Below are 24680 nucleotides of genomic sequence, written 5' to 3' on the forward strand. Positions count from 1 at the left end.
GCTCAAAGCCGCGCTGACGGCCGCGCCGACGGTCAGCGGTCCACCGGCTCCGACGCCAGGGCGAGGACCGCGGACACCGCCTGGTGCACCCGCCACAACGGCTCCCCGGCGGCCAGCCGGTCCAGGGCCTCCAGCCCCAGGGCGTACTCGCGCAGCGCCAGCGAGCGCCGCAGGCCGAGCGCGCCGCCGGACGGCCGGCCCGGGTGGTCCGGCTGGTCCGGGTGGTGGGCCAGCCGCAACCACTCCCGGCCCCCGACCCGCACCGCCGGCTGCACCGGTCGGCCCGGACGCCCCTCCCCCGGCGCCGTCCGCGTCGGCGACACCGACGGACGGACCACGATGCCCGGGCCGCCCCCCGCCGTCAGCTCCTCCCACCAGGCGACGGCGGCGGCCGTGGACGCCTCGTCCGCGGTGTCCACCCAGCGGCGGGCCGTCCGGTACAGGGTGGGGGCGGTGCCGGCGGCAGCGGCGGACCGCTCCGTGCCGTCGCCGGGGGCGGTGCGGTCGGCCTCGACCAGACGGTCGATCCGGGCCAGGTGCTCGCGCTCGGGGCCGGTCGCGAGATTCGCCCCCTCGGCGGCCAGCAGCCGGAACGGAGCGAGCAGGGGACGCCCCGGCGCCGCGGCCCGCCGGTGCGCCGCGGCGAAGTCCCGCAGGTCCGCCGCCCGGCCGCGCTGCCGGTCGAGCGGCCCGGCGACGTCCAGCCCCCGGGCCGCGGCCCGTTCCAGCGCGGCCAGCACCGGCGGCAGCAGCGCCCCCGCCGACGCCACGACCGCGGCGTTCCGGGCCCGCCGGGCCGCCCCGGGGGACGCCGCCCGGGAATCGGCCAGGGGATCCGCGAGGGCCGCCACGAGGGCCGGGTCGGCGGTGGCCGAGGCCGCCGCCGGTACGGGCGGACCCGTCAGCGCGGCGTCCAGCAGCAGCCAGCCGCTCCCCAGCTCGTCGAAGAGGCCCGACCGTTCCGCCGCCGCCCGCAGCCGGGCCAGCAGCTCCGCCTCCTCCACCGGGCCGAACAGCGCCCGGCCCGTCCGCGACCAGACCGCCCCCGGACCCGCCGGACCGAACCGCCGCGCCAACGCAGCGTCGTCCCGCGCCACCAGCACCACCGCGCGCGGCCCCGGCAACAGCTCCGCGCACAGCACCCGCCCGACCCCGTCCGCCCGGTACCCGGCGAACGCCTCGTCCGGATGCTCCGGGAGACCCGGCCGGCCCCCGGCCGCCACCGGCGGCACCGACGGCGGCAGGTACACCAGCAGCCGGGGATCGACCGTCGACCGCCCCACCGCCTCCAGCGCCGAGGCCGCGCCCTCCGGCCGCACCGCCACCGAACCGTGCAGCGCCGTCCCCACCGTGCGCGGCCCCGCCACGTCCGCCACGTCCAGCGGACGCCCCTCCCGGCCGCCCGGCGCACCGCTCAGCAGCGGCCGGACCGGCTCGTACCACCGGCGCTCCGCCTCCACCCGCACCAACTCGCGCTCCGGGTGGCGCAACGCCGTCAGGGCTCCGCCGAACACACAGCCGGTGTCGAGGCACACCGTGTTGTGCAGGAAGCTCGCCACCGGCAGCGGCGTGTGCCCGTACACCACCAGCGCCCGCCCCCGGTAGTCCTCGGCCCATGCCTGACGCACCGGCAGGCCGTAGTCGTCGGTCTCCCCCGTCGTCCCGCCGTACAGCGCGTGCGACCGCACCCGGCCCGAGGACCGGCCGTGGTAGCGCTCCGGCAGCCCCGCGTGGCACACCACCAGGGCGCCGCCGTCCAGCAGGTAGTGGTCGGCCAGGCCCCGGAAGAACTCCCGCACCTCGGCCCGGAACTCCGCCGGCTCGGTCCCCAGCTGCTCCATCGACTCCCGCAGCCCGTGGGAGAGGGTCACCCGGTCGCCGTCCAGGGCGCGGGACACCTTCAGCTCGTGGTTGCCCGACACGCAGAGCGCGTGACCCGCCGCCACCATGCCCATCACCAGGCGCAGCACGCCCGGGGTGTCCGGCCCCCGGTCGACCAGGTCCCCGACGAACACCGCCGTCCGGCCGGTCGGCGGCACCGCGTCCACCGGGCGGCCCGTCGCGTCCCGCACCAACCGGTAGCCGAGCCGGACCAGCAGCGTCTCCAGCTCGGACCGGCACCCGTGCACATCGCCGACCAGGTCGAACGGGCCGGTCAGATGGCGCAGATCGGAGCGCCGACGCTCCAGCACCACCTCGGCGGCCGCCACCTCGGCCGCCCCGCGCAGCACGTGCACCCGGCGGAAGCCCTCCTTGGCCAGGCCCGGGAGGGAGGCGCGCAGGTCCCGGTGCTGGCGCGGGATCACATGCGCCGGCAGCTCGCGGTCCGGGCGGCCGCGGTTGCGTTCGGCGCAGACGCCGAGCGGGACGTCGAGCACGATCGCCTCCGCCCGCGCGTCGTGCTCGCGGGCGACGGCCAGCAGCTGCTTGCGGGCGTCCACCTGCACATTGGTGGCGTCCACGACGGTCAGCCGGCCGGCCGCCAGGCGCTTGCCGACCAGGAAGTGCAACAGCTCGAAGGCGTCGGTGGTGGCGGACTGGTCGTTCTCGTCGTCGGCCACCAGGGCGCGGCAGGTGTCGGAGGAGACCACCTCGGTGGGGCGGAAGTGGCGGCGCGCGAAAGTCGACTTGCCCGCGGCGCTGGTGCCGACCAGGAGGACGAGGGAGCCCTCGGTGAGGGGGACGACGGGGTGGGGGTGGGGTGGGGGCGTGGGTGTGGGGGCAGGCGTAGGCGCGGGCGCGGGTGTGGGAGTGCTGGGTGCGTCGTCGGGCCGGGTCATCGGGGCCCACCTCCTTCGGGGGCCGGGGTAGCGCGTTCGAACAGGGCGAGCAGGGGCGCCGGAGGGGTCGGCGTCGGTGGCAGGGTCGGCGGCGTCGCCGGGACCTCCGGGGCCGCCGGGGGCGCCGGGGGCGCCGGGGGCGCCGGGGGCGCCTCGGGGCGGAGGGTGACGGCGTAGCCGTACCCGGCGGCCGCCCGCCGCGCCCAGGTGGCGAAGGCCGCCGCGTCGGCGCCGGGCGGCGCGGTCGCCACCACGGCCGGCGGGCGGGCGGCGGCGAACACCGCGTGCTCCAGGTACGCCGGGTCCGCGGCGGGCGTCACCCGGTCCGCCGCCCCGGGGCCGGACGCGGAAGCGGAAGCGGCCAGGGCTTCGGCCAGAGCTTTCGCCGGGGCCTCGAACACCATCGCGTCGAACCCCGCCCGACGGGCGTCCGCGTAGACCGCCGCGCCCTGCACCAGACGGACCCGGGCACCGTCCGCCCCGCCCCGCAGCTCCCACTCCGGCGCGGGGTCCGCCGTCCGCTCCAGCCCCAGCCGACGGGCGGCCTCCGTCAGGACCGCCGGCGAGACGTCCACGCCCAGCAGTTCGGTGAACCCGCCGTCCCCGAGCAGCCCCGCGAGCAGTTCGCCGTGCCCGCACCCGAAGTGCACCACCCGGCGCGCCCCGACCGCGTCCAGCGCGGCCCGCACCGCCGCCCCGGCCCCACGGTCGCCCCCGCCCCACGCCACGGGATGGCCGTGCCGGGCCAGGCGGCGGGCGATCAGGACCCGCTCCGGGTGGACGGCGAGCACCCCGTCGGCCTCCGCCCGCTCCGGCGGCACCCACTGGTTCGCGGCGCCGTCCAGTACCGGCAGCAGTGCCGCCAGCTGACGCAGCGCCTCGGCCGGCCGGACCGCCGGCGCGACCAGCCGGAGCCGCACGTACGGCGAACCACCGGGGAGCGCGGCGTCGTCCAACGGCAGTTCCGCCGCGTCGACCCGCCAGCCCAGCGGCTCGAACAGTCGCCGCGTCAGCGCGACGCCGTCGCCACCGCCCCGGGTGGGCCCCGGCTCCCGGTCGGCCCGCACCACCGGGAGCTCGATCTCCAACGGCAGCGCCCCGTCCTCCGCCGCCCCGTCCTCCGCCGGCCCGGGCGCGGGCGACTGCCCGAGCGGCTGCCGGAACACCGTCCGCAGCACCGCCGCGAACACCGAGGAGGCCGCGTACGGGCGGTCGCCCACGGGCGCGGCGGGCGGCCGCCCCTTGCCCCGGCGGTCGCGACGCGGCGCCTGCGGGTCCAGCTCCACCAACAGGGCGGCGGTGCAGCGCCCCGCGTCGGCCTCGGGGAAGAAGACGTGCGCCTCACCGAACGCGGTCGCGACCCGGTGCACCTCGTCCGGGCGCAGGTGCAACAGGCGCGCCAGCTCGGTGGCCGGGGCGGTTCCGGCGGCCGTGGTGGTGGAGATCGACATGAACACCCGTCCGAGTATCGCCGAGCCGCGCCCGTTCGCCCGCCGGATTTCCGCCGGTGCGTCGCGTCCCGCCGAACTGTCCGGCCGGTGAGCGCGTTCGGCACCGGCCGCCCTGATTCGTTAACGTGCACGATGTGACTGCTGAATCCACCACCCCCGTGAGCGGCGCCGTTGCCGCAGGTCTGGCCACCATCGCCGCGGACGGCACCGTCCTCGACACCTGGTACCCGGCCCCCGTGCTGACCGCCGCCCCCGGCCCGGCCGGGACCGTCCTCCTGACCGCCGAGCAGGCCGAGGCCGAGCTGGGCGCGGGTGCCGCCGAGGCACTGCGCGCCGACGCCCGCCGCGGCGTCGAGGTGGTCGCCGTGCGCACCGCCATCGCCTCGCTGGACGAGAAGCCGCTCGACGCGCACGACGCCTACCTGCGTCTGCACCTGCTCAGCCACCGCCTGGTCCAGCCGCACGGCCTGAGCCTGGACGGTGTCTTCGGACTGCTCGCCAACGTGGCGTGGACCAGCATCGGGCCCGTCCCGGTGGACAAGGTCGAGCAGGCCCGGCTGGCCGTGCGCGCCCAGGGCGGGCAGCTCGCCGTCCACGGGATCGACAAGTTCCCGCGGATGACCGACTACGTCGCCCCGTCCGGCGTGCGGATCGCCCACGCGGACCGGGTCCGCCTCGGCGCGCACCTGGCCGTCGGCACCACCGTGATGCACGAGGGCTTCGTCAACTTCAACGCGGGCACGCTGGGCACCTCGATGGTCGAGGGCCGGATCAGTGCCGGCGTCGTGGTCGGCGACCACAGCGACATCGGCGGCGGCGCCTCGATCATGGGCACCCTGTCGGGCGGCGGCAAGCAGGTCGTCTCCGTCGGCGAGCGCTGCCTGCTCGGTGCCAACGCGGGCATCGGCATCTCGCTCGGCAACGACTGCGTCGTCGAGGCCGGCCTCTACGTCACCGCCGGCACCCGGGTGACCACCCCGGACGGGACCGTCGCCAAGGCCGTCGAGCTGTCCGGCCAGGACAACCTCCTGTTCCGGCGCAACTCGCAGACCGGCGCCGTCGAGGTCATCGCCCGCTCCGGCTCCTGGGGCGGCCTGAACGCCGACCTCCACGCCCACAACTGACCCCACCCGCCCCTGAGGGGTCCGGCTCCCGGTGCCGGGGCTCCGAGCCACGGCTCGGAGCCCCGGCACCAGCTGTTTCCGGCAGCCTCAAGCCACCCCTTCCCGGTGCGGGCCCGCCCGGTGGGACGGGCCCGCCGCACCCGGCGGACCTCCCCGCCACCCGAGTGGCCGTAGCCCAGGCCGCCCGGTGGCGGCAAGCCAGGGGTCACCCTTGCGGCTTACCCGTACCGACGGTTGGACCGCATCGAGTGGTGGCCGGTGACCGCGCGGCGGGGTGTTCGTTGGTTGCAGCGGCGGGGCCGCGTCCGGCCGCCCGCCAACCGCTCCACACCGCACCACCGATCCGAAGAGGTCCCCTCATGTCCGAGCCCTGGTCCGAGGTGTCCACCACCTCGCAGTACCCCACCGCCGACGGGGCGGCGGCGCCGACCGCCCCGAAGAGCCTGTTGGAGCAGATGCAGGAGCTGCTCGCCTCGGTGACCGCGGACCTCGCCGACCTTCAGGCCATCGGTGCCCGTACCACCTCCCCCGCCGCGACGGCCTCGGTCGGCGGCGAGGACGGCGGGCCCTCCGCCGCCCGCTGACCCGGCGGGTCGAGCCGGAGCACCAGTAACCGCTCCTCGTGCTCCGCCTCCGGTTCGGGGAGCCCTCGGGCACCGTCCGGCCCGAACGGCTCCCCGGCCCCGCCCTCCGCCGCCCCGCACGGCTCGGCGCCGTGCTCCTCGGGCCGCCCGCCCGCCGTCCGCCGTACGGCGTCGAGCAGTTGCTCGACCAGCTGGGTGCACTCCGCTCCCGCGTCGACCCCGTCGATACAGGCCCAGTAGAGACTCTCGGTGTCGGCCCCGCACGCCAGCACGACCAGCGTCTCCCCCATGTCCCGCAGCAGGGAACCGAGTTCGTCGAGCATCGGCCCGAACTCCCCGAGCTCGGTGAGCCTTCGGGCCCGGCCCCCGGGCCCGAAGGCCGACGCCGAGGAGGCGCCCTCCTCCGGATGCTCCAGGCAGCAGGCCGCGTGGGTGGCCGCCTCGGCCAACAGCTGCCCGAGGCCGACCAGGCCCTCCTCCCCCGACCTGGCGAGCCGGGTGGCCACCGCCTCGGTGAGCAGCGCGGCCTGCCGGGCCTCGGCCAGCACGTCGGAGACGTTCCTGGTCTCCGCCAGGGCGTGCCGGGCGGTCTTGATCAGTCGCAGCGCTTCCACGGCCGGTCACCCCTTCCGTCGCCCGCGCGGCGCCCTGCCGCGCGGTCACGGTGAGAGGGTGCGACGGGAGGGAGGGGTGACGCATCGGGACTTCGGAAACCTGTGGACAACCCCGGGGCTGTGGACAACCGCCGTCCCCCGCAGGAGTGGGGAGCGTCCCTACGGGTTGACTTCCCCGCCCTCGGCGGGCGGCCCGGGGACCGGGAAGCGCTGCTCGTTCCGCTCGATCTTGGCCGCCAGGGCCGGCAGCGGATCGACCCCGACGGCCGTGCAGAACTGGAGCAGGTAGGCGAGCACATCGGCCACCTCGTCCCGCACCCGGTGGGCACGGTCCGGGTCGGCCATCACGGCGGCCGCCTGTTCGGGGGTGAGCCACTGGAAGATCTCCAGCAGCTCGCCGGCCTCCACGGTGAGGGCCGAGGCGAGGTTCTTGGGCGTGTGGAAGGGCTCCCAGCGGCGGGCCGCGGCGAAGGCCACGAGCCGTTGCCGCAGCTCCTCCAGGGTCGGCCCGGCGGGTTCCGTGTGTCGTTCGTTCACCCCTCCAGATCTACCGCATCGGCCGCCGTCCGGTCGCGGACGGCGGCGGGTCCCGGCGCCCCTGTCGGCACCCCCGAACCCGGCCCCGGCGACGCCGACCCCGCACCCGTCGGCGCCCCGTCGCGCACCGCCTGGGCCGGTACCCGCGCCGTCTCCGTCCGCAGCACCGTGAGCCCCGAGCCGGGATCGCGCCGGCACTCCACCACCGCCACCCCGGGAGGCGGTTCGCCCGGCCCGCCCAGCGCCTCCCGCGCGGCCGCCGGCTCCTGGAGCGTCGCGAGCACCCGCAGCTGGTTGCGCCCCGACATGTCGCGGGCGAGCCGCAGCAGCGTGGCGGCCTGGTCCGTGGAGAGCCCGGCGCCGAGGTCCTCGGCCAGCACGGTGAGCTGGCGCTGCGCCCACGGCACCTCCGCGGCCACGTCGAGGTCCAGCACGCCGGCCCCGGTGAGCAGCACGGCGGCGAAGGCGAGGTGGCGGAGCATGCCGTCGGACGCCTGGTCGGCGCCGGTGCGGCCGAGCACGCCCTCGTCGAACACGGCGAGCACCCGCCGGTCGGCGCCGCTGCCGCGGTGGGCGAGGTCGAGGCCGAGCAGCGGGTGCGGGGCGGCGGACTGGACGACGCGCAGCAGCTGCCCGTACCGGCGGCCGCACTCGTTGCCGAGCCGGGCGACCACGGCGGAGATGTTGGCGGCCGAGCTGAGCAGCCTCGCCTGCGGGTGGGGGCGGGCCCAGCCGCGCATCAGAGCGGGCACGGGGCAGACGGGGAAGACCTCGCGCAGCGCGGTGAGCAGTTGTTCGGCGGCCGCGAGGACCTTGCGTTCGCCGGGCGAGGATCCGGCGACGCGCAGCGGGATCTGGGCGGTGATCAGGGTGCCGCTGGGGAACGGGGCGCGGATGTCGCCCTGCCGGGTGTCGTTGTGCCAGCTGACGTTGACCCGGTGGTGGCGCAGGTCCTGTTCGCCGGTCTCGACGAGGGTCCGGCCGTCGAGGGTGAGTTGTTCCCTGGCGATGCGGACGGGTCCGTCGGTGCGGACGACGACCTCCAGCGCGATCGGCCCGTCCGGGGAGCGGACGGTGCAGCCGAGGATGAGGGCGTCGCGGCCGTGCGGCACGCATCCGGCGAGGCCGCCGCGGACGGGGGCGGCGAGCGGCCCGGTGGTGCCGGGCCGGCCGTCGAGGGAGTCGCCGATCTCCTCGCCGAGGGCGAGTCGGGAGAGGACGGCGAGGGCGTCGAGGGCGTTGGACTTGCCGACGCCGGCGGGGCCGTGCAGCACGGTGAGGGCAGCGAGCGGGAGGGTGGCGCGGCGGTAGGACTTGAAGGAGGTGAGCCGGAGCTCCTCGACGATCGGGCGTCGGGCGCTCGCGGCCGCCGGGTCTGCTTCCGGGGTGCGCTGCTGCGGGTGGGCCGGCACGGCGGGCCGGGTGGCGTCGCGGTTCACCCGTCGGACGTTAGCCGCCGGTCGCGCGGCAGAAACGTGCCTGCCCGGCAGATTCATCCCATCGGGGTGGCCTCCGCACGGGCCCGGGACGCCGGCCGTGACGCCGGCCGGCCCGTCGGTCGTGACGCTGCCGGCCCGCCGGTCCGGCAGCGGCTGCGCGCCCGGCTCGGCGCCGTTTCAGCGCCGGTAGGCGGCGACGGTCACGGAGGCCGTCACCGCGACCGGGTCGGGCAGCGCGGCGAGCCGCTCCGCGAGCCGCTCCGGGTCGGTGTGCCAGGCGCTCGGCCCCATGCCGACCACGGTCCGCACGTCCCCGGCGGACAGCCGCACGGTGAACTCGACCTCGCGCCGTCCGACCGGCGTCAGGTAGGGCCCGAGCTTCTCGTCGATGCGCCGCTGCTTCTCCTCGTCGACCGACAACAGGCCGAGGACGGTGACGAGTTCACGCAGGTGCCGGGCGGTGGGCGAGACCAGCAGCAGGGTGCCGCCGGGCCTCAGCACGCGGCGGATCTCGGGTCCGTTGCGCGGGGCGAACACATTGAGGACGAGTCCGGCGGAGGCGTCCAGCAGGGGCAGCGGCCGCCAGGCGTCGCAGACCACGGCGCCGATCCGGGGGTGGGCCCTGGCGGCGCGGCGCAGCGCGAACTTGGAGATGTCGAGGGCGGCGCCGGGCCGCCCGGGCAGGGCGTCCAGGACATGGGCGAGGTAGTGGCCGGTGCCGGCGCCGAGGTCGGCGACCAGTCCGCCGGGGCCGCCGCTGTCGGCAACGGCCTCCGCCCCGGGTTCGGCACCGGCTGCGGCCGCGACGGCGGCCTCCGCGAGCGCGTCGGCGATCGGCCGGTAGTGGCCGGCGGCGAGGAAGTCGGCGCGGGCGGCGACCATGTCCGCGGTGTCGCCGGTGCCGGTGTGCGCGTCACCCGCGAGCAGGCTGACGTAGCCCTGCTTGGCGAGGTCGTGGCTGTGCCCGTCGGCGCAGCGCAGGGTGCGCCCGTCGAGGGCGAGCGGCCGCGCGCAGTGCGGGCAGGCCAGGTAGGGCTCGATGTCCTGCAGCAAGGGTCCGTCTTCTCTCGCGGCCCGGTCGTGTGCTCGGGCCGGGGAGGGCCAGCCTAACCAGCGGCGGTGCCCGGTCCCGCATCCGCCGACGCGGACGTGGCGGCGTCGGTGCCGTCCGCCCGCGGGCGGGGGAGGGAGGACGCCGCCGTCCCCGCCGCGCCGACGCGCAGGGCGAGCGCGGCGAGTGCCTCGGGCGCCCCGGCCTGCCCCCGAATGCCCGGGAAGGCGTTGACGTCGACGACGACCGGTTCGCCCGGCCCGTCCAGCAGGTCGACGCCGTAGACGTCGAGGCCGAACACCTCGCCGGCCCGCAGCGCGACGCCGGCCCGTTCGGCGGACAGTTCGGCGAGCCCGAACCCGTCGGTGCCGTCGGGGAGTTCGGCGTGCTCGGGGCCGGCGAGCTCGGAGCGCCGCCGGGCGCAGAACAGCTGCCCGGCGACGACCCACAGCTTCTGGTCCCAGCCGGTGCTCGGCAGGTAGGGCTGGGCGACGACGGGCTCGTCCGGCCACCGCTCGGCGAGGGCGCGCAGCCCGGCCCGGTCGTCGACGCGGGCGACGAGGTCGTGGCGGCGGCTGTGCCGGCTCTTGACGACGAGCGGCAGGTGGAGTTCCCCCGCCTCGACCGCTCCGAGGAGTTCGACGGGTTCGGCGGCGGCGCGGGTGGGCGCGAAGGGCAGGCCGGCCCGCCGGGCCAGCTCGGCCATGGCCAGGCGGTCCTGGCAGAGTTCGGTGGCGGCGACCGGGTTGACGACGGGGACGCCTCGCTCCTCCAGCTCCCGGGCGAGGGCGAGCCCCGCCGGGGTGTGGGCCTTGAGCAGGTAGACGTCCGCGGGCGGTTCGGTCCGCCCCGCCTCCGGCCCGGTCCGCCTGTCCTCCCCGGCCGGACGGGCAGTCGGGTCGAGGACCTCGACCCGGTGGCCGTCCGCGGTCAGCAGCGCCGCCGTCGCGGCGAGCACCGGATGGTCGGGCGCGGAGGTGATCAGCCCGATCCTCATATCGCGCCGCCGACCGGCGCGGCCCCGACTCCACCGACACCGACTCCACCGACACCGACTCCACCGACACCGACGGCACCGCCGCCGAGCCCGCTCGCGACGCCGGCCCCGACGGCCGCGCCGCCGCCCTGCCCGGGCATCCGGACCGCCCCGCCCCCCAGTCGCCCGACCGCCTCCAGCCCCGAGGCGTCGAGCGCCACCGCGGGGGCCGTGACCGCCGTGCCGGTGCGGGCCAGCCGCAGGACCGCCCGTGCCACCCGCGCGACCGCGTCCGGCACCTGCCGGAAGCTGGGGAAGTCGTTGATGTCGACGACCACCGGACCGTCCGGCCCGAGCAGCACGTCCACGCCGTAGAGGTCGAGCCCGAACACCTCGCCGACCTGTGCGGCGATCCGCGCGACCTCGGCGGGCAACGGCACCTGCCGCTCCCGCACCCCCTGGTCGGGGTTGAGCGGCGAGCACCGCTCGGTCGCGTACAGCTCGCCGTCGACGCAGTACACCTTGAGGTCGGTACCGGAGTTGGGCACGTAGGGCTGGGCGATGAGCAGGCCCTCGCCGGCCAGCAGGGGGCCGATCTCGGCGAGGTGCCCGGGGTCGCGGACGAGCCGCACGGCCCGCCCGGAACTGCCGTCGGCGGGCTTGACCACCAGCGGGTACTCGGCCGCGGGGATCTCGGCGAGCCGTTCCCAGCGGGCGGCCGCGTAGGTGACCGGGACGGGCAGCCCCCGGGTACGGGCGATCACCGAGGCGAGGGCCTTGTCGCGGACGCCGCGGATGGACCGGACGTCGTTGACGGTGGTGAGGCCGACGGCGGCGGCGGCCTCCAGCAGGGTGAGGCCCGGTCCGCCGGAGACGGTCTTGAGCACCCAGGCGTCGTGGCTGCCGGCCCGGACCGCCTCGGAGATCGCCATCAGCGAGTCGCCGGGGCGCAGCACGTCCACCCGGTGCCCCCACGCCGTGAGTTGGCGTACGACGTCGAGCGGCATGCCGTCGTGCCGGTAGTGCTCCTCCACCAGAAAGCAGAGCCTCATGAGCCAGTCATCCCCCTCGCTTCGCCCAGCGCGGACGTCCGCCGTTCACGTCCGGCAGAGCTGTAAAGGCCCCAGGATGCCACGCGGCCCATACGCAAGATCGCCCGGCCTGTAAGCGTTGGGCAACAATCGCGGTGAAATGCCCGGGCCGAACGGCCTCCGGCCCGCCGGACCGCCCCTCGGATCGCATCCGCACGAGGACGCGCGAGGACGCGCGAGGACCCACGAGAACGCGCGAAGCGGGAGCGGGGCCGACCGGGACCGGGGCCGGCCGGGCGGGCGGAAATTCCCGGCGGGATCGCGACGGGCCTGCTTGGATGCACGGCGTGACCTCCCACGATCCCGCAGCCGCCGCCCCGACCGTCCCCGACCCCGCCGCCGTCCCGGCCCGGCCCGATCCCGCCCTCCTGGAGGCGATCGAGGGCTACTACGACGCCGTGCCGCGCGGCTCCGCGCGGGTCGAGGACTTCGGCCCGCTCAGCCTGTTCGTGTCCGAGGGCGTCGACTGGCCCTACTACGCCCGGCCCGCGCCGGGTCATCAGGGTCCGGCCGCCACCGCCGGGGACGTCGACCGGGTACGGGCCCGCCAGCGCGAGCTGGGGCTGCCGGAGGCTTTCGAGTGGGTGGCGGAGCACGACCCGCTGCTGCGCGCGGCCGTCGAGGAGGCGGGACTGACCGTGCACGAGCACCCGCTGCTGGTGCTCGGCCCGCAGGACGACCCCGGGAACGCCTCCGGGCCGGACGGTGTGTCGGTGCGGGTCCTGGCGGCCGACGACCCGGCGCTCGCCGAGGCGCTGGCCGTTCCGCATCTGGCGTTCGGCGAACCGGGGACCGGGGTGGGCAGCGCGGGTCCGGCCGAACTGGCCGTGCGGGCCGCGGCGTTGAGGGCCGACGGGGCGGCGGCGCGGCTCGCCGGACGGATCACCGCCGGAAGGACGGTGCTCGCGGCGGCGTTCGGGGACGGCACGGTGCTCTGCGCGGGCCAGCACAACCCGGTCGGCGGGATCACCGAGGTGGTCGGGGTGGGCACCCTCCCCTCGGCGCGGCGGCGGGGGCTCGCGCTGGCGGTCACCTCGGCCCTGGTCGCGCACGCCCGGGCGGGCGGGGCGCGGACGGTGTTCCTGTCCGCCGCGGACGAGGAGGTGGCCCGGATCTACCGTCGGGCGGGCTTCCGGCCCTTCGCGACGGCGCTGATCGCCGAACCCGCCGCCGAGCCGGACGCCGGGGCCCACTGAGCCGACCCCCGCCCCGTCCCCCGTCGCACTCCCCGGACCGCCACCGCGCTCACTCCGCCTCGTCGTCGTCCTCGCCGCTGACCTCCTCGTCCTCGGCCTCGTCCACCACCCAGACGGCCAGCCGGTCCGCCACCCCGGAGACGGTCAGCCGCCCCTCGCGGATGGCCCGGGCGAGGCTGCGCACCTCACGGGCGGTGGTGGCCACCGTGCAGCCGCTGGCCACCAGGTAGGCGTAGGCGACGGCGGTGGCGAACAGCTCGTTGGTCTTCTCCAGCCCCGGCACCCGGATCAACTGGTGCATGAGGGCGGCGGCGCGGTCCTGCGGCTCGGGGTAGACGGCGATGTCGAAGATCTCGGCCTGGTGCCGGGCGACGGCGGCGAGCAGCGATCCGTAGTCGGTGACCTGCGGGTCACCGGGCGTGTACTGCTCGGCGGTCATGAGCAGCCACGAGAGGTCGACCTCCAGCTTCAACGGCGCACGTCCTGGAGGTCGGCCTCGCCCCGCTGCTCGCCGAACTCGGCCAGGAAGGCCGTCTCGTACTCCTTCATGAACTGCGCGGCCGCGTCGACGAAGACCCGCCCGGCCTCGCCCATGTCCTGCTGGACCAGGCGTTCGATGTACTGGTTCATGCTGATCCCCTGCTGCTCCGCCCGCTCCCGGGCCATCTCCGCGGTGGTGGCGTCCACCCGGACGTTCAGCTGCTTCTTACCCATGACTTCAAGCTAGCGCCGAAGTGCTAGCACAACAAGGGCTCGCGCACCCAGCCGCACGCCCCGCGGACGCGCGCCCGTACGCCCCGTCGACACGCCCGCCGTACGCCCCTACCGACTACCCGCTCCCCCGGGGTCCGACGCGCCCGCGCCCACCGGGAGTGAGACTTGAAGAGTTCTTCACCTTCGGAGACTCTGAAGTGCCCTGAGCATTCCCTGGAGCGGCACCGACCGGTTGTGGAGGCCGGCAATGACAGCCATGTTCGACCAGGAGCTGCGCGAGCAGCTCGACCAGGCCCGCAAGGAACTCGCGGCCGCCCGGGCCGAGGGGGACGCCGACGGCGTCCAGGCGTACGAGGGCCGGATCGCCGGACTGCTGCGGCTCGCCGCCCAGCACGGCGTCGACCTGCCGCACGACGCCCGGGAAGAGGAGCACAACCTGCCCTGAGCCGCCGCACGGCCCACGAGACGACGGAGGCGGTACCCGCGGCAACGCCGGGTACCGCCTCCGTCCGTGCCGGACCGCCGTTCGGGCCCGTGCTACGCGCCCGTACTCACGCGCCCGCGACCGGCTCCAGGATCGCCACGCACTCGAAGTGGTGCGTCATCGGGAACAGGTCGAACGCCCGCAGCGACACCGGACGGTAGCCGCCCTCGCGGAAGAACCCGAGGTCCCGGGCCAGCGCCGCCGGGTCGCAGGCCACGTACGCGATCCGGCGGGCGCCGAGCCCGGACAGGTGCGCGACCGTCTCGCGCCCGGCCCCCGCGCGCGGCGGGTCGAGCACGATCAGGTCGGTGGCGGTGATGCCGGTGCGCGGCAGCAGCGCCTCCACCCGGTCGCACTCGATCCGGACGTTCTCCAGCGCGGCCAGGTTGTGCCGGGCGTCGGCCACCGCCTGCTTGCCGGACTCGATGCCGAGCACCGCGCCGTCCTCGCCGACCCGGTCGGCCAGCGCTCCCGCGAACAGGCCCACCCCGCAGTACAGGTCGAGCGCGTTCTCGCCCCACTGCGGGTCCAGACCGTCCATGACGGCGTCGACCAGCGTCTCCGGGGCCTCGGGGTGGATCTGCCAGAAGCCGCCGTCGCTGACCCGCCAGGTCCGTCCGGCGGCGCGCTCGCGGACGAAGTTCCGACCGTGCACCCGGTGGCTGTCGCCCTGGTCGTCGATGCGGGTGATGGAGACCGGCCGGTCCAGCTCCACCAGCGGCAGCTGGGCGCCCGGCGCCGGGGTGAGCACCACCTGGCGGTCGGAGGAGCCGGAGGCGGCGATGACCTCGACCGTGGCGACGCCCGGCCAGTCGTGCGCCTCCACGCCCAGCTCGGTGACGCCCTCGGCGGCGATCAGGCAGCGGTCGACCGGCTGGATGTCGTGCGAGCGGTGCTTGCGCAGCCCGACCTTGCCGGTGGACGGGTCGACGGCGTACTGCACCCGGGTGCGCCAGGCCGGCACCTGGCCGGCCGGGAGCTTGTCGCCGACCGGCTCGACACTGCCGTCCCAGCCCGCCTCGACCGGGGTCAGGCCCGCCAGCTTGGCCAGCTGCTCGGTCAGCACCTGCACCTTGAGCTTGCGCTGGCCGCCCGGCGTCACGTGCTGCCAGTCGCAGCCGCCGCACTTGCCGGGCCCGGCGAACGGGCACGGCGGGGCGATCCGCTCCTTGGCGGGCTCCAGCACCTCCACCGCGTCGGCGCGCAGGAAGCGCGAGGAGGAGGTGCCCTCGGTGACCTGAGCGATCACCTTCTCGCCCGGCAGCGCGTGCCGGACGAACAGCACCCGGCCCTCGTGCCGGGCCACGCAGTGTCCGCCGCCGTGGGCGACCGGACCGACCTCGACCTCGTAGCGCTCGCCGACCAGCGGGTCCCCGGCGGGCGTCCTGGGCGCGGACTCGGCGCGGGGCGCGCGGGCGGTGGAGCGCAGCGCGCGGGGCGGGCGCACGGCCTGCTTGCGCGGGCGCGCGCCGTCCTTCGACCGCTCACCCTGCTGCCCCTGCCCCTGCTGCCCGGAACGCTCCGAGCGCCCGGCGTTCCCGGACCGCCCGGAACGCTCCGGCCGGTCGGTGCGCTCGGAGCGGTCGGAGCGCTCAGAACGCGCGGGGCGCTCGGTGCGCTCCTCCGGGGCACGCTCCGGAGCGCGCTCCTCCGGTGCGAGCGGCGCCGTCCGGGCGGTGAATCCGTCGCGGTCGGTCGCCTCCGGCCGCGTCGGCTTGCCCCAGCGAGGCCGGGCGACCTGCCCGGGCCGGCCCGAGGAACCGCCCTTGCGGGCACCCTTGCCGGAGGAGCCGTTGGAACGAGACGGGGTGTTGCGGGTCACTGGGAGGAGTCCTTCTTGCCGCTGTCAGCCGACCCGGCGGGCTTCGCCGAGACTTCCGACTTTACGGCCTTCGGCGCCCGGGGCTCACCACGTCGCACCGCGCCGGGCGCCGACCACGCCTTCTGCGGCCTGCGCCGCTCGGACGACTCCAGCTGCCACGGCACCGAGGTCACCATCACCCCCGGCTTGAACAGCAGCCGGCCCTTCAGCCGCAGCGCGCTCTGGTTGTGCAGCAGGTGCTCGTACCAGTGGCCGACCACGTACTCCGGGATGTACACCGAGACCACGTCGCGCGGACTGCTGCGGCGCAGGTTCTTCACGTAGTCCAGCACCGGCGCGGTGATCTCCCGGTACGGCGAGTCCAGGACCTTCAGCGGCACCTCGATACCGCGCTCGTCCCACTCCGCGCGCAGCGCCGCGGTGTCCGCCGGATCGACGTTCACGGTCACCGCCTCCAGCGTGTGCGCCCGGGCGAGCCGCGCGTACGCCAGCGCGCGCAGCGCCGGCTTGTGCAGCTTGGAGACCAGGACGATGGCGTGCACCCGGGTGGGCAGCACCACGTCGTCGGGCTCCTCGGCGGCGACCAGCTCCGCCGAGACCCGGTCGTAGTGGCGGCGGATCGCCTTCATCATCACGAACAGCACGACCATCGCCGCGATCGCGATCCAGGCGTGGCTGATCTTGGTGGCGAGCACGACGATCAGCACGGCCATGGTCATCACCAGGCCGAAGGTGTTGATCGCCCGGCTGCGCTGCATGTGGCGGCGCTTCGCCGGGTCGGTCTCCGTGCGCAGGTGCCTGGTCCAGTGCCGGATCATGCCCGACTGGCTCATGTTGAACGACACGAAGACGCCGACGATGTAGAGCTGGATCAGCCGGGTCGGGTCCGCGTCGAAGGCGATGATGAACAGGATCGCGGCCAGCGCCAGCAGGATGATGCCGTTGGAGAAGGCCAGCCGGTCGCCGCGGGTGTGCAGCTGGCGCGGCAGGTAGCGGTCCTGCGCCAGGATCGAGCCCAGCACCGGGAAGCCGTTGAACGCGGTGTTCGCGGCCAGCACCAGGATCAGGCCGGTCACGGCGGCGACGAAGTAGAAGCCCGGCGTGAAGTTGGAGAACACCGCCTCGCTGATCTGCGCCAGCGCCGTCTTCTGGTGGTAGTCGCCGGGCACGCCGACCAGCTGCTCGGCGGGCTGCTCGGCCATCTGGACGCCGGTCAGCCGGGCCAGCCAGATGATGCCCATGAACATCACGACCGCGATGCTCGCCATCATCAGCAGGGTGGTCGCCGCGTTCTTGCTCTTCGGCTTGCGGAACGCGGGCACGCCGTTGGAGATCGCCTCCACGCCGGTCAGCGCCGCACAGCCCGAGGAGAACGCCTTGAGCAGCAGGAACACCATGGCGAAGCCCGCCAGGGACTCGTTCCCCGGGGTCGCCTGCAGATGGAAGCCCGCGCTCTCGGCCGGCATGTCCTGCCCCAGGCCGAAGTGCCGGACCACGCCGTACACCACCATGCCGAGCACGCCGATCATGAAGGCGTAGGTCGGGACGGCGAAGGCCGAGCCGGACTCCCGGACGCCGCGCAGGTTCATGCCCATCAGCACGATGACCACGACCACCGACAGGGTCAGTTCGTGGCCGCGCAGCGCCGGCACCGCCGACACCACGTTGGCCACGCCCGAGGTGGTGGAGACCGCGACGGTCAGGATGTAGTCGACCATCAGCGCGCTCGCGACCACCAGGCCGGAGTTGGGGCCGTGGTTCACGGTGGCGACCTCGTAGTCGCCGCCGCCGCTCGGGTAGGCGTGCACGTTCTGCCGGTAGGAGGCCACCACGGCCAGCATGACGATGGCGACGACGACGCCGATCTGCCACGAGAAGTGGATGGCCGAAGCACCCGCCAGGGAGAGTGTCAGCAGGATCTCCTCGGGCGCGTACGCGACCGAGGAGAGCGCGTCCGAGGCGAAGACGGGCAGCGCGATGCGCTTGGGGAGCAGAGTCTCCCCCAGCTTGTCGCTGCGCAACGCACGCCCGATCAGGATGCGTTTCGGTAGGTCAGTCGGCATAGGCACGTTAAGGAATCGTAGGGGTAGTCGGCGCCGGGGTCCGAAGGGCCACCCCCTTGCGCCTGTCGGGGTGCCCCTTCGTCGCGACTGTGTTCGGTGGACCGGCTAGCGTGTCGGATACGAGCAGGGCGGCAACACTCAGGTTGTCGTACCCGACCCCCACGAGGACGCCCACCCCGGACACCGGGGCGGGGAAACGGAGATTGAGCGGTGTTTGCGCAGGTCATGGCCCCAACTGGACGGGTGAGGTAGCGCCGGTGCACATCGTCATCATGGGCTGCGGCCGGGTGGGCTCCGCGCTCGCCCGCGCACTGGAGAAACAGGGCCACTCGGTGGCCGTGGTCGACCAGGACCCGACGTCGTTCCGCCGGCTGGGTGCCGGGTTCAACGGGCGCCGGGTGACCGGGGTCGGCTTCGACCAGGACACCCTGAAGGAGGCGGGCATCGAGGAGGCCGGCGCCTTCGCCGCCGTCTCCAGCGGTGACAACTCCAACATCATCGCCGCCCGGGTGGCCCGCGAGAACTTCGGTGTGGAGAACGTCGCGGCCCGGATCTACGACCCGCGCCGGGCCGAGGTCTACCAGCGCCTCGGCATCCCGACCGTCGCCACCGTCCGCTGGACGGCGGACCAGATGCTGCGCCGGCTGCTGCCGAGCGGCGCCGAGCCGCTCTGGCAGGACCCGAGCGGCGCCGTCCAGCTCGCCGAGGTCGCCTACTCCCCGGACTGGGTCGGCCGCCGGCTGGGCGAACTGGAAGAGGCGTCCGGCACCCGGGTCGCGTTCCTCACCCGGCTCGGCGAGGGCGTGCTGCCCTCGCCCCAGATGGTGGTTCAGGAGGGCGACCTGGTGCACGTGATGCTGCGCCGCGCCGACCTGACGACGGTCGAGGCCGCGTTCGCGCGGGGCCCGGAGAAGGAGGGCCACTGATGCGAGTCGCCATTGCCGGAGCCGGCGCCGTCGGCCGCTCGATCGCGGGCGAGCTGCTGGAGAACGGCCACGAGGTCCTGCTGATCGACAAGAACCCCAACTCCATCTCGGTGGAGCGGGTGCCCATGGCGGAGTGGCTGCTGGCCGACGCCTGCGAGATCACCTCGCTCGACGAGGCCGCGCTTCAGCGCTGCCACGTGGTGATCGCCGCGACCGGCGACGACAAGGTCAACCTGGTCGTCTCGCTGCTCGCCAAGACCGAGTACGGGGTGCCCCGGGTGGTCGCCCGGGTGAACAACCCGAAGAACGAGTGGCTCTTCAACGAGTCCTGGGGCGTGGACGTCGCCGTCTCCACCCCGCGCCTGATGTCCGCCCTGGTCGAGGAGGCCGTCAGCGTCGGCGACCTGGTCCGGCTGATGCGCTTCAGCCAGGGCAACGCGAACCTGGTCGAGCTGACCCTCGCCTCCGACACCGAGCTGGTCGGCACCCGGGTCGGCGACGTCGCGTGGCCGCAGGACACCGCCCTGGTGACGATCATCCGCGAGGGCCGGGTGCTGGTGCCCGGGAAGGACGACACCCTGGAGGGCGGCGACGAACTGCTCTTCGTGGCGGCCCAGGAACGCGAGGAGGAGCTGGAGGACCTGCTCTCCAGCTCCCCCGGCGCCCAGTAGCGGCGCCGCACAGGACGCGGGGCCCGCACTCCTGAGGAGTGCGGGCCCCGCGTCCTGTGCCAGTACCGGTCCCGGTCAGTTCCCCCGGGCCGGGCCGCCGGCGGAGTGCTCGTGGTCGGGCTGTTCCCGCCCCGGCTCCTGTGCCGGCTCACGGCCCTCGTCCTCGTCCAGCTGCGCCTTGATCGGCGGCGGCGCCTTCAACAGGATCTGCCAGGTCACGTACATCGCCAGCAGCAGCGGCGGGATGCCCAGCGCGACCTTGAGCCAGCCCAGCAGGTTGACGTTGTGGGTGAAGTACAGCGGGAAGAGGATCAGCGGCTTGATGCCCATGATGACCACCCAGGCCCAGGTGGCCTTGGTGTAGGCGGCCAGCCGGCCGGGGTTCTCCTTGCGCCAGGTGAACATCTCCCCGGTCACCGGGCCGAGCATGATGCCGATCAGCGGCCAGCGGACCAGCGCCGACACCGCCAGGCCCACGCAGTAGCCGACGTTCCAGAGCAGGCCGGGCAGGTAGAAGTTCTCCGCCTTCCCGGTCTTCATCGAGATCCAGGCGCCGATGGCGACGCCGAACACCCCGCTGAAGGCGTGCTGGACGGTCTCCCGCTTCAGCAGCCGCGCCACCACGAACAGCGCGCTCAGGGCCAGCGCCGCCCAGGCAGCCGCCGGCACCTTGTGGGTGATGTTGTAGGTGACGATGAAGACCAGACCGGGCAAGGTCATGTCGATCATGCCCCGGACCCCGCCGAACGCCTTCATCACGGTGTCGGCGGCCTCCCGCGAAGCCTGCGCCTGGCGGGCGGCCTCATCGGCGTCGATCACACCGAGCTGGGCGGCGGAATCGCCGCCGGACTGCTTGCTCACGCTCATTCGCTCCCGTGTCCGACCGGACGCAGCTCGTAGCGGGGGTTGAACAGCACCCGCCGACCGCGCGCATGACTGATCCGGCCGCTGGCGACCAGACGGCGCCCCGGCTCGATACCCATGATCGAGCGGCGCCCGAGCCAGACCACGTCCAGCGCCTCGGTGCCGTCGAAGAGCTCCGCCTCCAGCGCGGGCACGCCGGCCCTCGGACGCAGGGTCACGGTGCGCAGGGTGCCCGCGACGGTGACCAGTTCCCGGTCCCCGCAGCTGGCGATCGGGGTACAGCCCGACTCCGCCGCGATCTCCTGACGCAGCTCCTCGGCCTGGAGCTCCTCCGCGGAGGAGGTCAGCCGACTGAGCATGCGGCGGAAGCGCCCCTGTGGCTGGCCGCTGCTGTTGTCACCACTCATGCCGGAAGGGTACCGGTTCCGGGGCCCCCGGCGGCAGGCCGCACAAGCCGCCCGGGGCCGCCGCGGGGCACCCGCGGGCCTCCCGCGGCGGCCGCCGGACGTGCCCGGACGGCCGCCCGCTCACGCCTCGAAGCGGTAACCCATCCCCGGCTCGGTGATGAAGTGGCGCGGGTGGGAGGGGTCCCGTTCGAGCTTGCGCCGCAGCTGGGCGAGGTAGACCCGCAGATAGTTCGTCTCGGTGCGGTAGGCCGGCCCCCACACCTCCTGGAGCAACTGGGTCTGACTGACCAGGCGGCCCGCGTTGCGGACCAGGACCTCCAGCAGATGCCACTCGGTCGGGGTAAGGCGGATGTCACCGCCGTCCCGGTTCACCTTCTTCGCCGCCAGGTCGACGGTGAAGCTCTCGGTGACCACCACCGAGTCGTCCTCCCCCGCGACCGGTTCGGCCCGGCGGACCGCCGCGCGCATCCGGGCGAGCAGCTCGTCCATGCCGAAGGGCTTGGTGACGTAGTCGTCCGCCCCCGCGTCCAGGGCCTCGACCTTCTCGTCGGACGCGTGCCGGGCCGACAGCACGATGATCGGCACCCGGGTCCACCCGCGCAGGCCCCTGATCACCTCGACCCCGTCCATGTCGGGCAGGCCGAGGTCGAGGACGACCACGTCGGGATGGCGGGCGGCGGCGAGCTCCAGCGCGCTCGCGCCGTCGTGCGCCGCGTCGACCTCGTACTTGCGGGCCTTGAGGTTGATCACCAGCGCGCGGACGATCTGCGGTTCGTCGTCCACGACGAGGACCCGGGTCATACGGGCTCCGCCTTTCGGGGCTGTCGGATCGATCGGGAAAGGATCGGGAAGTGGTCGTCGGGCCGGCTGCGGCCGGACAGGCTCCGGCCCGGAGGGATCCGGTCCGGACAGGCTCCGGCCGGCTCCGGGCGCTCGCGGGACGGAGCCCGTCATACCGGGGCCTCGGGAAGCCCGGGCCCCGGGGCATCTCCGGACGCGTCCCCCGGACCGGGTACGCGGTCGGCCGCCGGCAGGGTGACCACCATGGTCAGCCCGCCGCCCGGGGTGTCCTCGGCGGTCACGGTGCCGTCCATCGCCTCGACGAAGCCCCGCGCCACGGCGAGCCCGAGCCCCACCCCGGCCCCGCGCGGCGCGTCGCCGTAGCGCTGGAACGGCGCGAAGATCCGCTCCTTGGCGTCCTCCGGCACCCCCGGCCCCCGGTCCACGATCCGCAGCTCGACCCGGCCCGGCCCGCCCGTCGGCCGCAGCGCACCGGCTTTGACCAGCACCTTCACCCCGTCCGGGCTGTACTTCACGGCATTCTCGATCAGGTTGGCGAGCGAGCGCTCCAACAGCCCGCCGTCCGCCCGGATCATCGGCAGGGTCTCCGGCACGTCCAGCCGGACGGCATCCGACGGGACACCGCCCAGCGCGAACGGCACCACCTCGTCCAGATCGGTCTCCTGGATCAGCGGAGCGACCGTGCCGGTCTGCAGCCGACTCATGTCGAGCAGATTGTTGATCAGGTGATCGAGCCGGTCCGCCCCCGCCTCGATCCCGGCCAGCAGCTCCGCCTCGTCCTCCTCGTCCCACTCCACGTCCGCCGAACGGAGCGAGCTCACCGACGCCTTGATCCCCGCCAGCGGCGTCCGCAGATCGTGCGAGACCGCCGCCAGCAGCGCGGTCCGGATCCGGTTGCCCTCCGCCTCGCGGCGCGCGGCCGCCGCCTCCCCCGCCAACCGCCGGCGCTCCAGCACCACGGCCGCCTGGGCCGCGAACGCCCCCAACAGCCGCCGGTCCTCGGCCGGCAGCACCCGGCCCCGCAGCGCCAGGGCCAGGTTCTCCCCCACCGGCACGTCGACATCGGCCGACTCCGGCCGGGTCGGCGGACGCGGGCCCGCCGCCGCCACCGACTGCCACGCCCCGAGCGGATCGGGCCGCTCCAGCAACGCCGCCGACTCCTGCTGGAAGGTCTCCCGGACCTGCTCCAGCAGCGCGGTCAGCACCCCGTCACCACTGGGCGCCCCGCGCAGCACGGTGCCCGCCAGCGCGCCGAGCGTCTGCGCCTCCGTCTGACTGCGGGCCGCCTGATGGGTCCGCCGGGCCGCCAGGTCCACCACCGACGCCACCGCGATGCCGACGGCGGTGAATATCGCCACCGCCATGATGTTCTCCGGCTCGTCGATCGTGAAGGTGTGGATCGGCGGAGCGAAGTAGTAGTTCAGCGCCGAGGAGCTGACCAGCGCCGAGGCCATCGCCGGGTACAACCCGCCGACCAGCGCCGCGCACACGGTCAGCGACAGGAACAGCAGCATGTCGGTGGTCAGGCCCAGACCGTCCAGATTGATCAGCAGCAGCGCCAGCAGCGGCGGCCCCGCCACCCCGATCAGCCAGCCCGCGACCGTTCGCGTCCGGCCCAGATCGGTCACCCGGCGGACCGGGATCCGCCCCCGCCCCTTCGCCTCCTGCTCGTGCGTGACGATGTGCACATCGATGTCGCCCGACTCCCGGGTCACCGTGCCGCTCACCCCCGGCCCGTAGACGTACTGCCAGGCCGGACGGCGGCTGGTGCCCAGCACGATCTGGGTCGCGTTCACCCCGCGCGCGAACTCCAGCAGCCCGGCCGCCGGATCGTCGCCCAGCACCGCGTGGTACGAACCCCCCAGCCCCTCCACCAGCGCCCGCTGCTCGATCAGCGTCTGCGAGGACCCCGAGCCGGAACCGGCCAGCCCGTCCGACCGGGAGATGTGCACGGCCAGCAGCTCACCTCCGGATCCCCGGGCCGCGATCCGGGCCGCCCGACGGATCAGCGTGGCACCCTCCGGACCGCCCGTCAGACCGACCACGATCCGCTCGCGCGCCTGCCAGGTGCCCTTGATCCCCTGCTCGGCCCGGTACTTCTGCAGGTACTCGTCGACCCGGTCGGCCGTCCACAGCAGCGCCAGCTCCCGCAGCGCCGTCAGGTTCCCGGGCCGGAAGTAGTTGGCAAGCGCCGCATCGACCTTCTCCGGCGCGTACACGTTGCCGTGCGCCAGACGGCGCCGCAGTGCCTGCGGCGACATGTCGACCAACTCGATCTGGTCCGCCCGCCGCACCACCTCGTCCGGCACCGTCTCCCGCTGCCGCACCCCCGTGATGCCCTCGACGACGTCCCCGAGCGACTCCAGGTGCTGGATGTTCACCGTCGAGATGACATCGATCCCGGCCGCGAGCAGCTCCTCGACGTCCTGCCAACGCTTCTCGTTGCGGCATCCCGGCACATTGGTGTGCGCCAGCTCGTCCACCAGTGCCACCTGCGGCCGGCGCGCCAGCAGCGCGTCCAGGTCCAGTTCCGTGAACACGGCCCCGCGGTGCGTCAGCTCCCGCCGCGGCACCAGCTCAAGGCCCGCCACCCGCTCCGCCGTGTGCCGGCGCCCGTGGTCCTCCACGAACGCCACCACGACGTCCGTGCCGCGCTCCGTCCGCCGGTGCGCCTCCGCGAGCATGGCGTACGTCTTGCCGACCCCGGGGGCCGCCCCGAGGTAGATCCGTAGCCTGCCGCGTCCCATGTGCACCATTCTTGATCCGGCCGAAGCTGGCGGCCATCCCGGACACCAGTTCCCTTCGCCTTCGAGACTACGGCGAACGTGTCGCTTTGCCAGCGATCCGGGCCTTGAGCTGGGAGTTTTAGCGCCATTTTGATGGGGTGCCGCAGCGCGGCCGGCCCACGGGGGCAGCACATGGAGTAGCGGTGGCGGGTTGGACGCGCGGGTTGGCGGTCGAATTCCCGGCATTCTGCGAAGGCGACGGCAGCAGAACGCAAAGAACCCCCGTCGGTTTCCCGACGGGGGTTCTTCACAATGATTGTTCGGCGGCGTCCTACTCTCCCACAGGGTCCCCCCTGCAG

The 24680-nt window shown here is 74.8% G+C and carries 22 protein-coding genes; 6 read left to right on the top strand and 16 right to left on the bottom strand.

Annotated features, from left to right (window positions below):
- Positions 1-32: 32 nt before the first annotated feature.
- Both ACIQ9P_RS04970 and ACIQ9P_RS04975 read right to left on the bottom strand, forming a co-directional pair.
- Entirely contained in the window at positions 33-2780 is a 2748-nt protein-coding gene (locus ACIQ9P_RS04970; RefSeq protein ID WP_402349712.1) for a polynucleotide kinase-phosphatase, read from the bottom strand.
- Positions 2777-4231, bottom strand: a complete 1455-nt coding sequence (locus ACIQ9P_RS04975; RefSeq protein WP_402349714.1) for a hypothetical protein — start codon at positions 4229-4231, stop codon at positions 2777-2779. Before ACIQ9P_RS04975 ends, ACIQ9P_RS04970 begins: the two co-directional genes overlap by 4 nt.
- A 134-nt stretch (positions 4232-4365) precedes the next feature.
- Here ACIQ9P_RS04975 and dapD point away from each other — a divergent pair, with 134 nt between their 5' ends.
- Both dapD and ACIQ9P_RS04985 read left to right on the top strand, forming a co-directional pair.
- A complete protein-coding gene (gene dapD, locus ACIQ9P_RS04980) occupies positions 4366-5355 on the top strand; it encodes a 2,3,4,5-tetrahydropyridine-2,6-dicarboxylate N-succinyltransferase (RefSeq protein WP_402349717.1) in 990 nt (329 codons plus the stop codon).
- A gap of 359 nt (positions 5356-5714) precedes the next feature.
- On the top strand, positions 5715-5939 hold the full coding sequence (locus ACIQ9P_RS04985; protein WP_402349720.1) for a hypothetical protein: 225 nt from the start codon (positions 5715-5717) through the stop codon (positions 5937-5939).
- Here the strand turns inward: ACIQ9P_RS04985 and ACIQ9P_RS04990 are convergent.
- The 6 genes from ACIQ9P_RS04990 to ACIQ9P_RS05015 all read right to left on the bottom strand — a co-directional run bounded on the left by ACIQ9P_RS04990 (position 5855) and on the right by ACIQ9P_RS05015 (position 11608).
- Positions 5855-6553, bottom strand: a complete 699-nt coding sequence (locus tag ACIQ9P_RS04990) for a DUF6099 family protein (protein WP_402349723.1) — start codon at positions 6551-6553, stop codon at positions 5855-5857. The genes ACIQ9P_RS04985 and ACIQ9P_RS04990 overlap by 85 nt on opposite strands.
- 159 nt (positions 6554-6712) lie before the next feature.
- Positions 6713-7090 carry a nucleotide pyrophosphohydrolase gene (locus ACIQ9P_RS04995; protein WP_402349726.1) on the bottom strand — a complete coding sequence of 126 codons (378 nt, stop codon included), beginning with the start codon at positions 7088-7090 and terminating at the stop codon, positions 6713-6715.
- Positions 7087-8529 (bottom strand): AAA family ATPase, encoded by a 1443-nt coding sequence (locus ACIQ9P_RS05000; protein ID WP_402349729.1) that lies wholly within the window; start codon positions 8527-8529, stop codon positions 7087-7089. Before ACIQ9P_RS05000 ends, ACIQ9P_RS04995 begins: the two co-directional genes overlap by 4 nt.
- 177 nt (positions 8530-8706) lie before the next feature.
- On the bottom strand, positions 8707-9582 hold the full coding sequence (locus tag ACIQ9P_RS05005; protein WP_402349731.1) for a putative RNA methyltransferase: 876 nt from the start codon (positions 9580-9582) through the stop codon (positions 8707-8709).
- A gap of 53 nt (positions 9583-9635) precedes the next feature.
- Positions 9636-10577, bottom strand: coding sequence for a RimK family alpha-L-glutamate ligase (locus ACIQ9P_RS05010; RefSeq protein WP_402349733.1), 942 nt, complete (start codon positions 10575-10577; stop codon positions 9636-9638).
- Positions 10574-11608 carry a RimK family alpha-L-glutamate ligase gene (locus ACIQ9P_RS05015; RefSeq protein ID WP_402349736.1) on the bottom strand — a complete coding sequence of 345 codons (1035 nt, stop codon included), beginning with the start codon at positions 11606-11608 and terminating at the stop codon, positions 10574-10576. Before ACIQ9P_RS05015 ends, ACIQ9P_RS05010 begins: the two co-directional genes overlap by 4 nt.
- A 407-nt stretch (positions 11609-12015) precedes the next feature.
- On the opposite strand from ACIQ9P_RS05015, the gene ACIQ9P_RS05020 reads away from it, so the two are divergent.
- Entirely contained in the window at positions 12016-12843 is an 828-nt protein-coding gene (locus tag ACIQ9P_RS05020; RefSeq protein WP_402349879.1) for a GNAT family N-acetyltransferase, read from the top strand.
- A 49-nt stretch (positions 12844-12892) separates the two neighbouring features.
- On the opposite strand, the gene ACIQ9P_RS05025 is transcribed toward ACIQ9P_RS05020, so the two are convergent.
- Positions 12893-13315, bottom strand: a complete 423-nt coding sequence (locus ACIQ9P_RS05025) for a fic family toxin-antitoxin system, toxin component (RefSeq protein WP_402349739.1) — start codon at positions 13313-13315, stop codon at positions 12893-12895.
- Positions 13312-13557, bottom strand: a complete 246-nt coding sequence (locus tag ACIQ9P_RS05030; protein WP_030397363.1) for a toxin-antitoxin system HicB family antitoxin — start codon at positions 13555-13557, stop codon at positions 13312-13314. The genes ACIQ9P_RS05025 and ACIQ9P_RS05030 overlap by 4 nt, the downstream gene beginning before the upstream one ends.
- 247 nt (positions 13558-13804) lie before the next feature.
- On the opposite strand from ACIQ9P_RS05030, the gene ACIQ9P_RS05035 reads away from it, so the two are divergent.
- Entirely contained in the window at positions 13805-14002 is a 198-nt protein-coding gene (locus ACIQ9P_RS05035; protein ID WP_149030414.1) for a hypothetical protein, read from the top strand.
- Between the two features lie 106 nt (positions 14003-14108).
- Here ACIQ9P_RS05035 and ACIQ9P_RS05040 read toward each other — a convergent pair whose 3' ends face one another.
- Together ACIQ9P_RS05040 and ACIQ9P_RS05045 are read right to left on the bottom strand one after the other, a co-directional pair.
- Positions 14109-15407 (bottom strand): class I SAM-dependent RNA methyltransferase, encoded by a 1299-nt coding sequence (locus ACIQ9P_RS05040; protein ID WP_402349881.1) that lies wholly within the window; start codon positions 15405-15407, stop codon positions 14109-14111.
- Positions 15408-15859: 452 nt separating this feature from the next.
- A complete protein-coding gene (locus tag ACIQ9P_RS05045) occupies positions 15860-17932 on the bottom strand; it encodes an APC family permease (protein ID WP_402349743.1) in 2073 nt (690 codons plus the stop codon).
- Positions 17933-18183: 251 nt separating this feature from the next.
- On the opposite strand from ACIQ9P_RS05045, the gene ACIQ9P_RS05050 reads away from it, so the two are divergent.
- Together ACIQ9P_RS05050 and ACIQ9P_RS05055 are read left to right on the top strand one after the other, a co-directional pair.
- Positions 18184-18852 (top strand): potassium channel family protein, encoded by a 669-nt coding sequence (locus ACIQ9P_RS05050; protein WP_402349745.1) that lies wholly within the window; start codon positions 18184-18186, stop codon positions 18850-18852.
- Positions 18852-19523, top strand: a complete 672-nt coding sequence (locus tag ACIQ9P_RS05055; protein WP_045942214.1) for a TrkA family potassium uptake protein — start codon at positions 18852-18854, stop codon at positions 19521-19523. Before ACIQ9P_RS05050 ends, ACIQ9P_RS05055 begins: the two co-directional genes overlap by 1 nt.
- Before the next feature lie 75 nt (positions 19524-19598).
- Here the strand turns inward: ACIQ9P_RS05055 and ACIQ9P_RS05060 are convergent, their stop codons facing one another.
- The 4 genes from ACIQ9P_RS05060 to ACIQ9P_RS05075 all read right to left on the bottom strand — a co-directional run bounded on the left by ACIQ9P_RS05060 (position 19599) and on the right by ACIQ9P_RS05075 (position 24342).
- Positions 19599-20384 carry a DUF3159 domain-containing protein gene (locus ACIQ9P_RS05060; RefSeq protein WP_402349749.1) on the bottom strand — a complete coding sequence of 262 codons (786 nt, stop codon included), beginning with the start codon at positions 20382-20384 and terminating at the stop codon, positions 19599-19601.
- Positions 20385-20386: 2 nt separating this feature from the next.
- On the bottom strand, positions 20387-20794 hold the full coding sequence (locus tag ACIQ9P_RS05065) for an OB-fold nucleic acid binding domain-containing protein (protein WP_030397356.1): 408 nt from the start codon (positions 20792-20794) through the stop codon (positions 20387-20389).
- 120 nt (positions 20795-20914) lie between these two features.
- On the bottom strand, positions 20915-21595 hold the full coding sequence (locus ACIQ9P_RS05070) for a response regulator (RefSeq protein ID WP_030397355.1): 681 nt from the start codon (positions 21593-21595) through the stop codon (positions 20915-20917).
- A gap of 149 nt (positions 21596-21744) precedes the next feature.
- Positions 21745-24342 (bottom strand): ATP-binding protein, encoded by a 2598-nt coding sequence (locus ACIQ9P_RS05075; RefSeq protein ID WP_402349753.1) that lies wholly within the window; start codon positions 24340-24342, stop codon positions 21745-21747.
- Positions 24343-24680 lie beyond the last annotated feature (338 nt).

The organism is Kitasatospora sp. NPDC094019 (genome assembly GCF_044764505.1).
Classification (GTDB): domain Bacteria; phylum Actinomycetota; class Actinomycetes; order Streptomycetales; family Streptomycetaceae; genus Kitasatospora.

What these genes read in the sequence shown, in the direction of transcription:
- ACIQ9P_RS05015 (WP_402349736.1), bottom strand. Translation starts at nt 11,608, where the DNA reads ATGAGGCTCTGCTTTCTGGTGGAGGAGCACTACCGGCACGACGGCATG.
- ACIQ9P_RS05030 (WP_030397363.1), bottom strand. Translation starts at nt 13,557, where the DNA reads ATGGGTAAGAAGCAGCTGAACGTCCGGGTGGACGCCACCACCGCGGAG.
- ACIQ9P_RS05035 (WP_149030414.1), top strand. Translation starts at nt 13,805, where the DNA reads ATGACAGCCATGTTCGACCAGGAGCTGCGCGAGCAGCTCGACCAGGCC.
- ACIQ9P_RS04975 (WP_402349714.1), bottom strand. Translation starts at nt 4,231, where the DNA reads ATGTCGATCTCCACCACCACGGCCGCCGGAACCGCCCCGGCCACCGAG.
- ACIQ9P_RS05070 (WP_030397355.1), bottom strand. Translation starts at nt 21,595, where the DNA reads ATGACCCGGGTCCTCGTCGTGGACGACGAACCGCAGATCGTCCGCGCG.
- ACIQ9P_RS04970 (WP_402349712.1), bottom strand. Translation starts at nt 2,780, where the DNA reads ATGACCCGGCCCGACGACGCACCCAGCACTCCCACACCCGCGCCCGCG.
- ACIQ9P_RS05055 (WP_045942214.1), top strand. Translation starts at nt 18,852, where the DNA reads ATGCGAGTCGCCATTGCCGGAGCCGGCGCCGTCGGCCGCTCGATCGCG.
- ACIQ9P_RS05065 (WP_030397356.1), bottom strand. Translation starts at nt 20,794, where the DNA reads ATGAGTGGTGACAACAGCAGCGGCCAGCCACAGGGGCGCTTCCGCCGC.
- ACIQ9P_RS04985 (WP_402349720.1), top strand. Translation starts at nt 5,715, where the DNA reads ATGTCCGAGCCCTGGTCCGAGGTGTCCACCACCTCGCAGTACCCCACC.
- ACIQ9P_RS05075 (WP_402349753.1), bottom strand. Translation starts at nt 24,342, where the DNA reads ATGGGACGCGGCAGGCTACGGATCTACCTCGGGGCGGCCCCCGGGGTC.
- ACIQ9P_RS05010 (WP_402349733.1), bottom strand. Translation starts at nt 10,577, where the DNA reads ATGAGGATCGGGCTGATCACCTCCGCGCCCGACCATCCGGTGCTCGCC.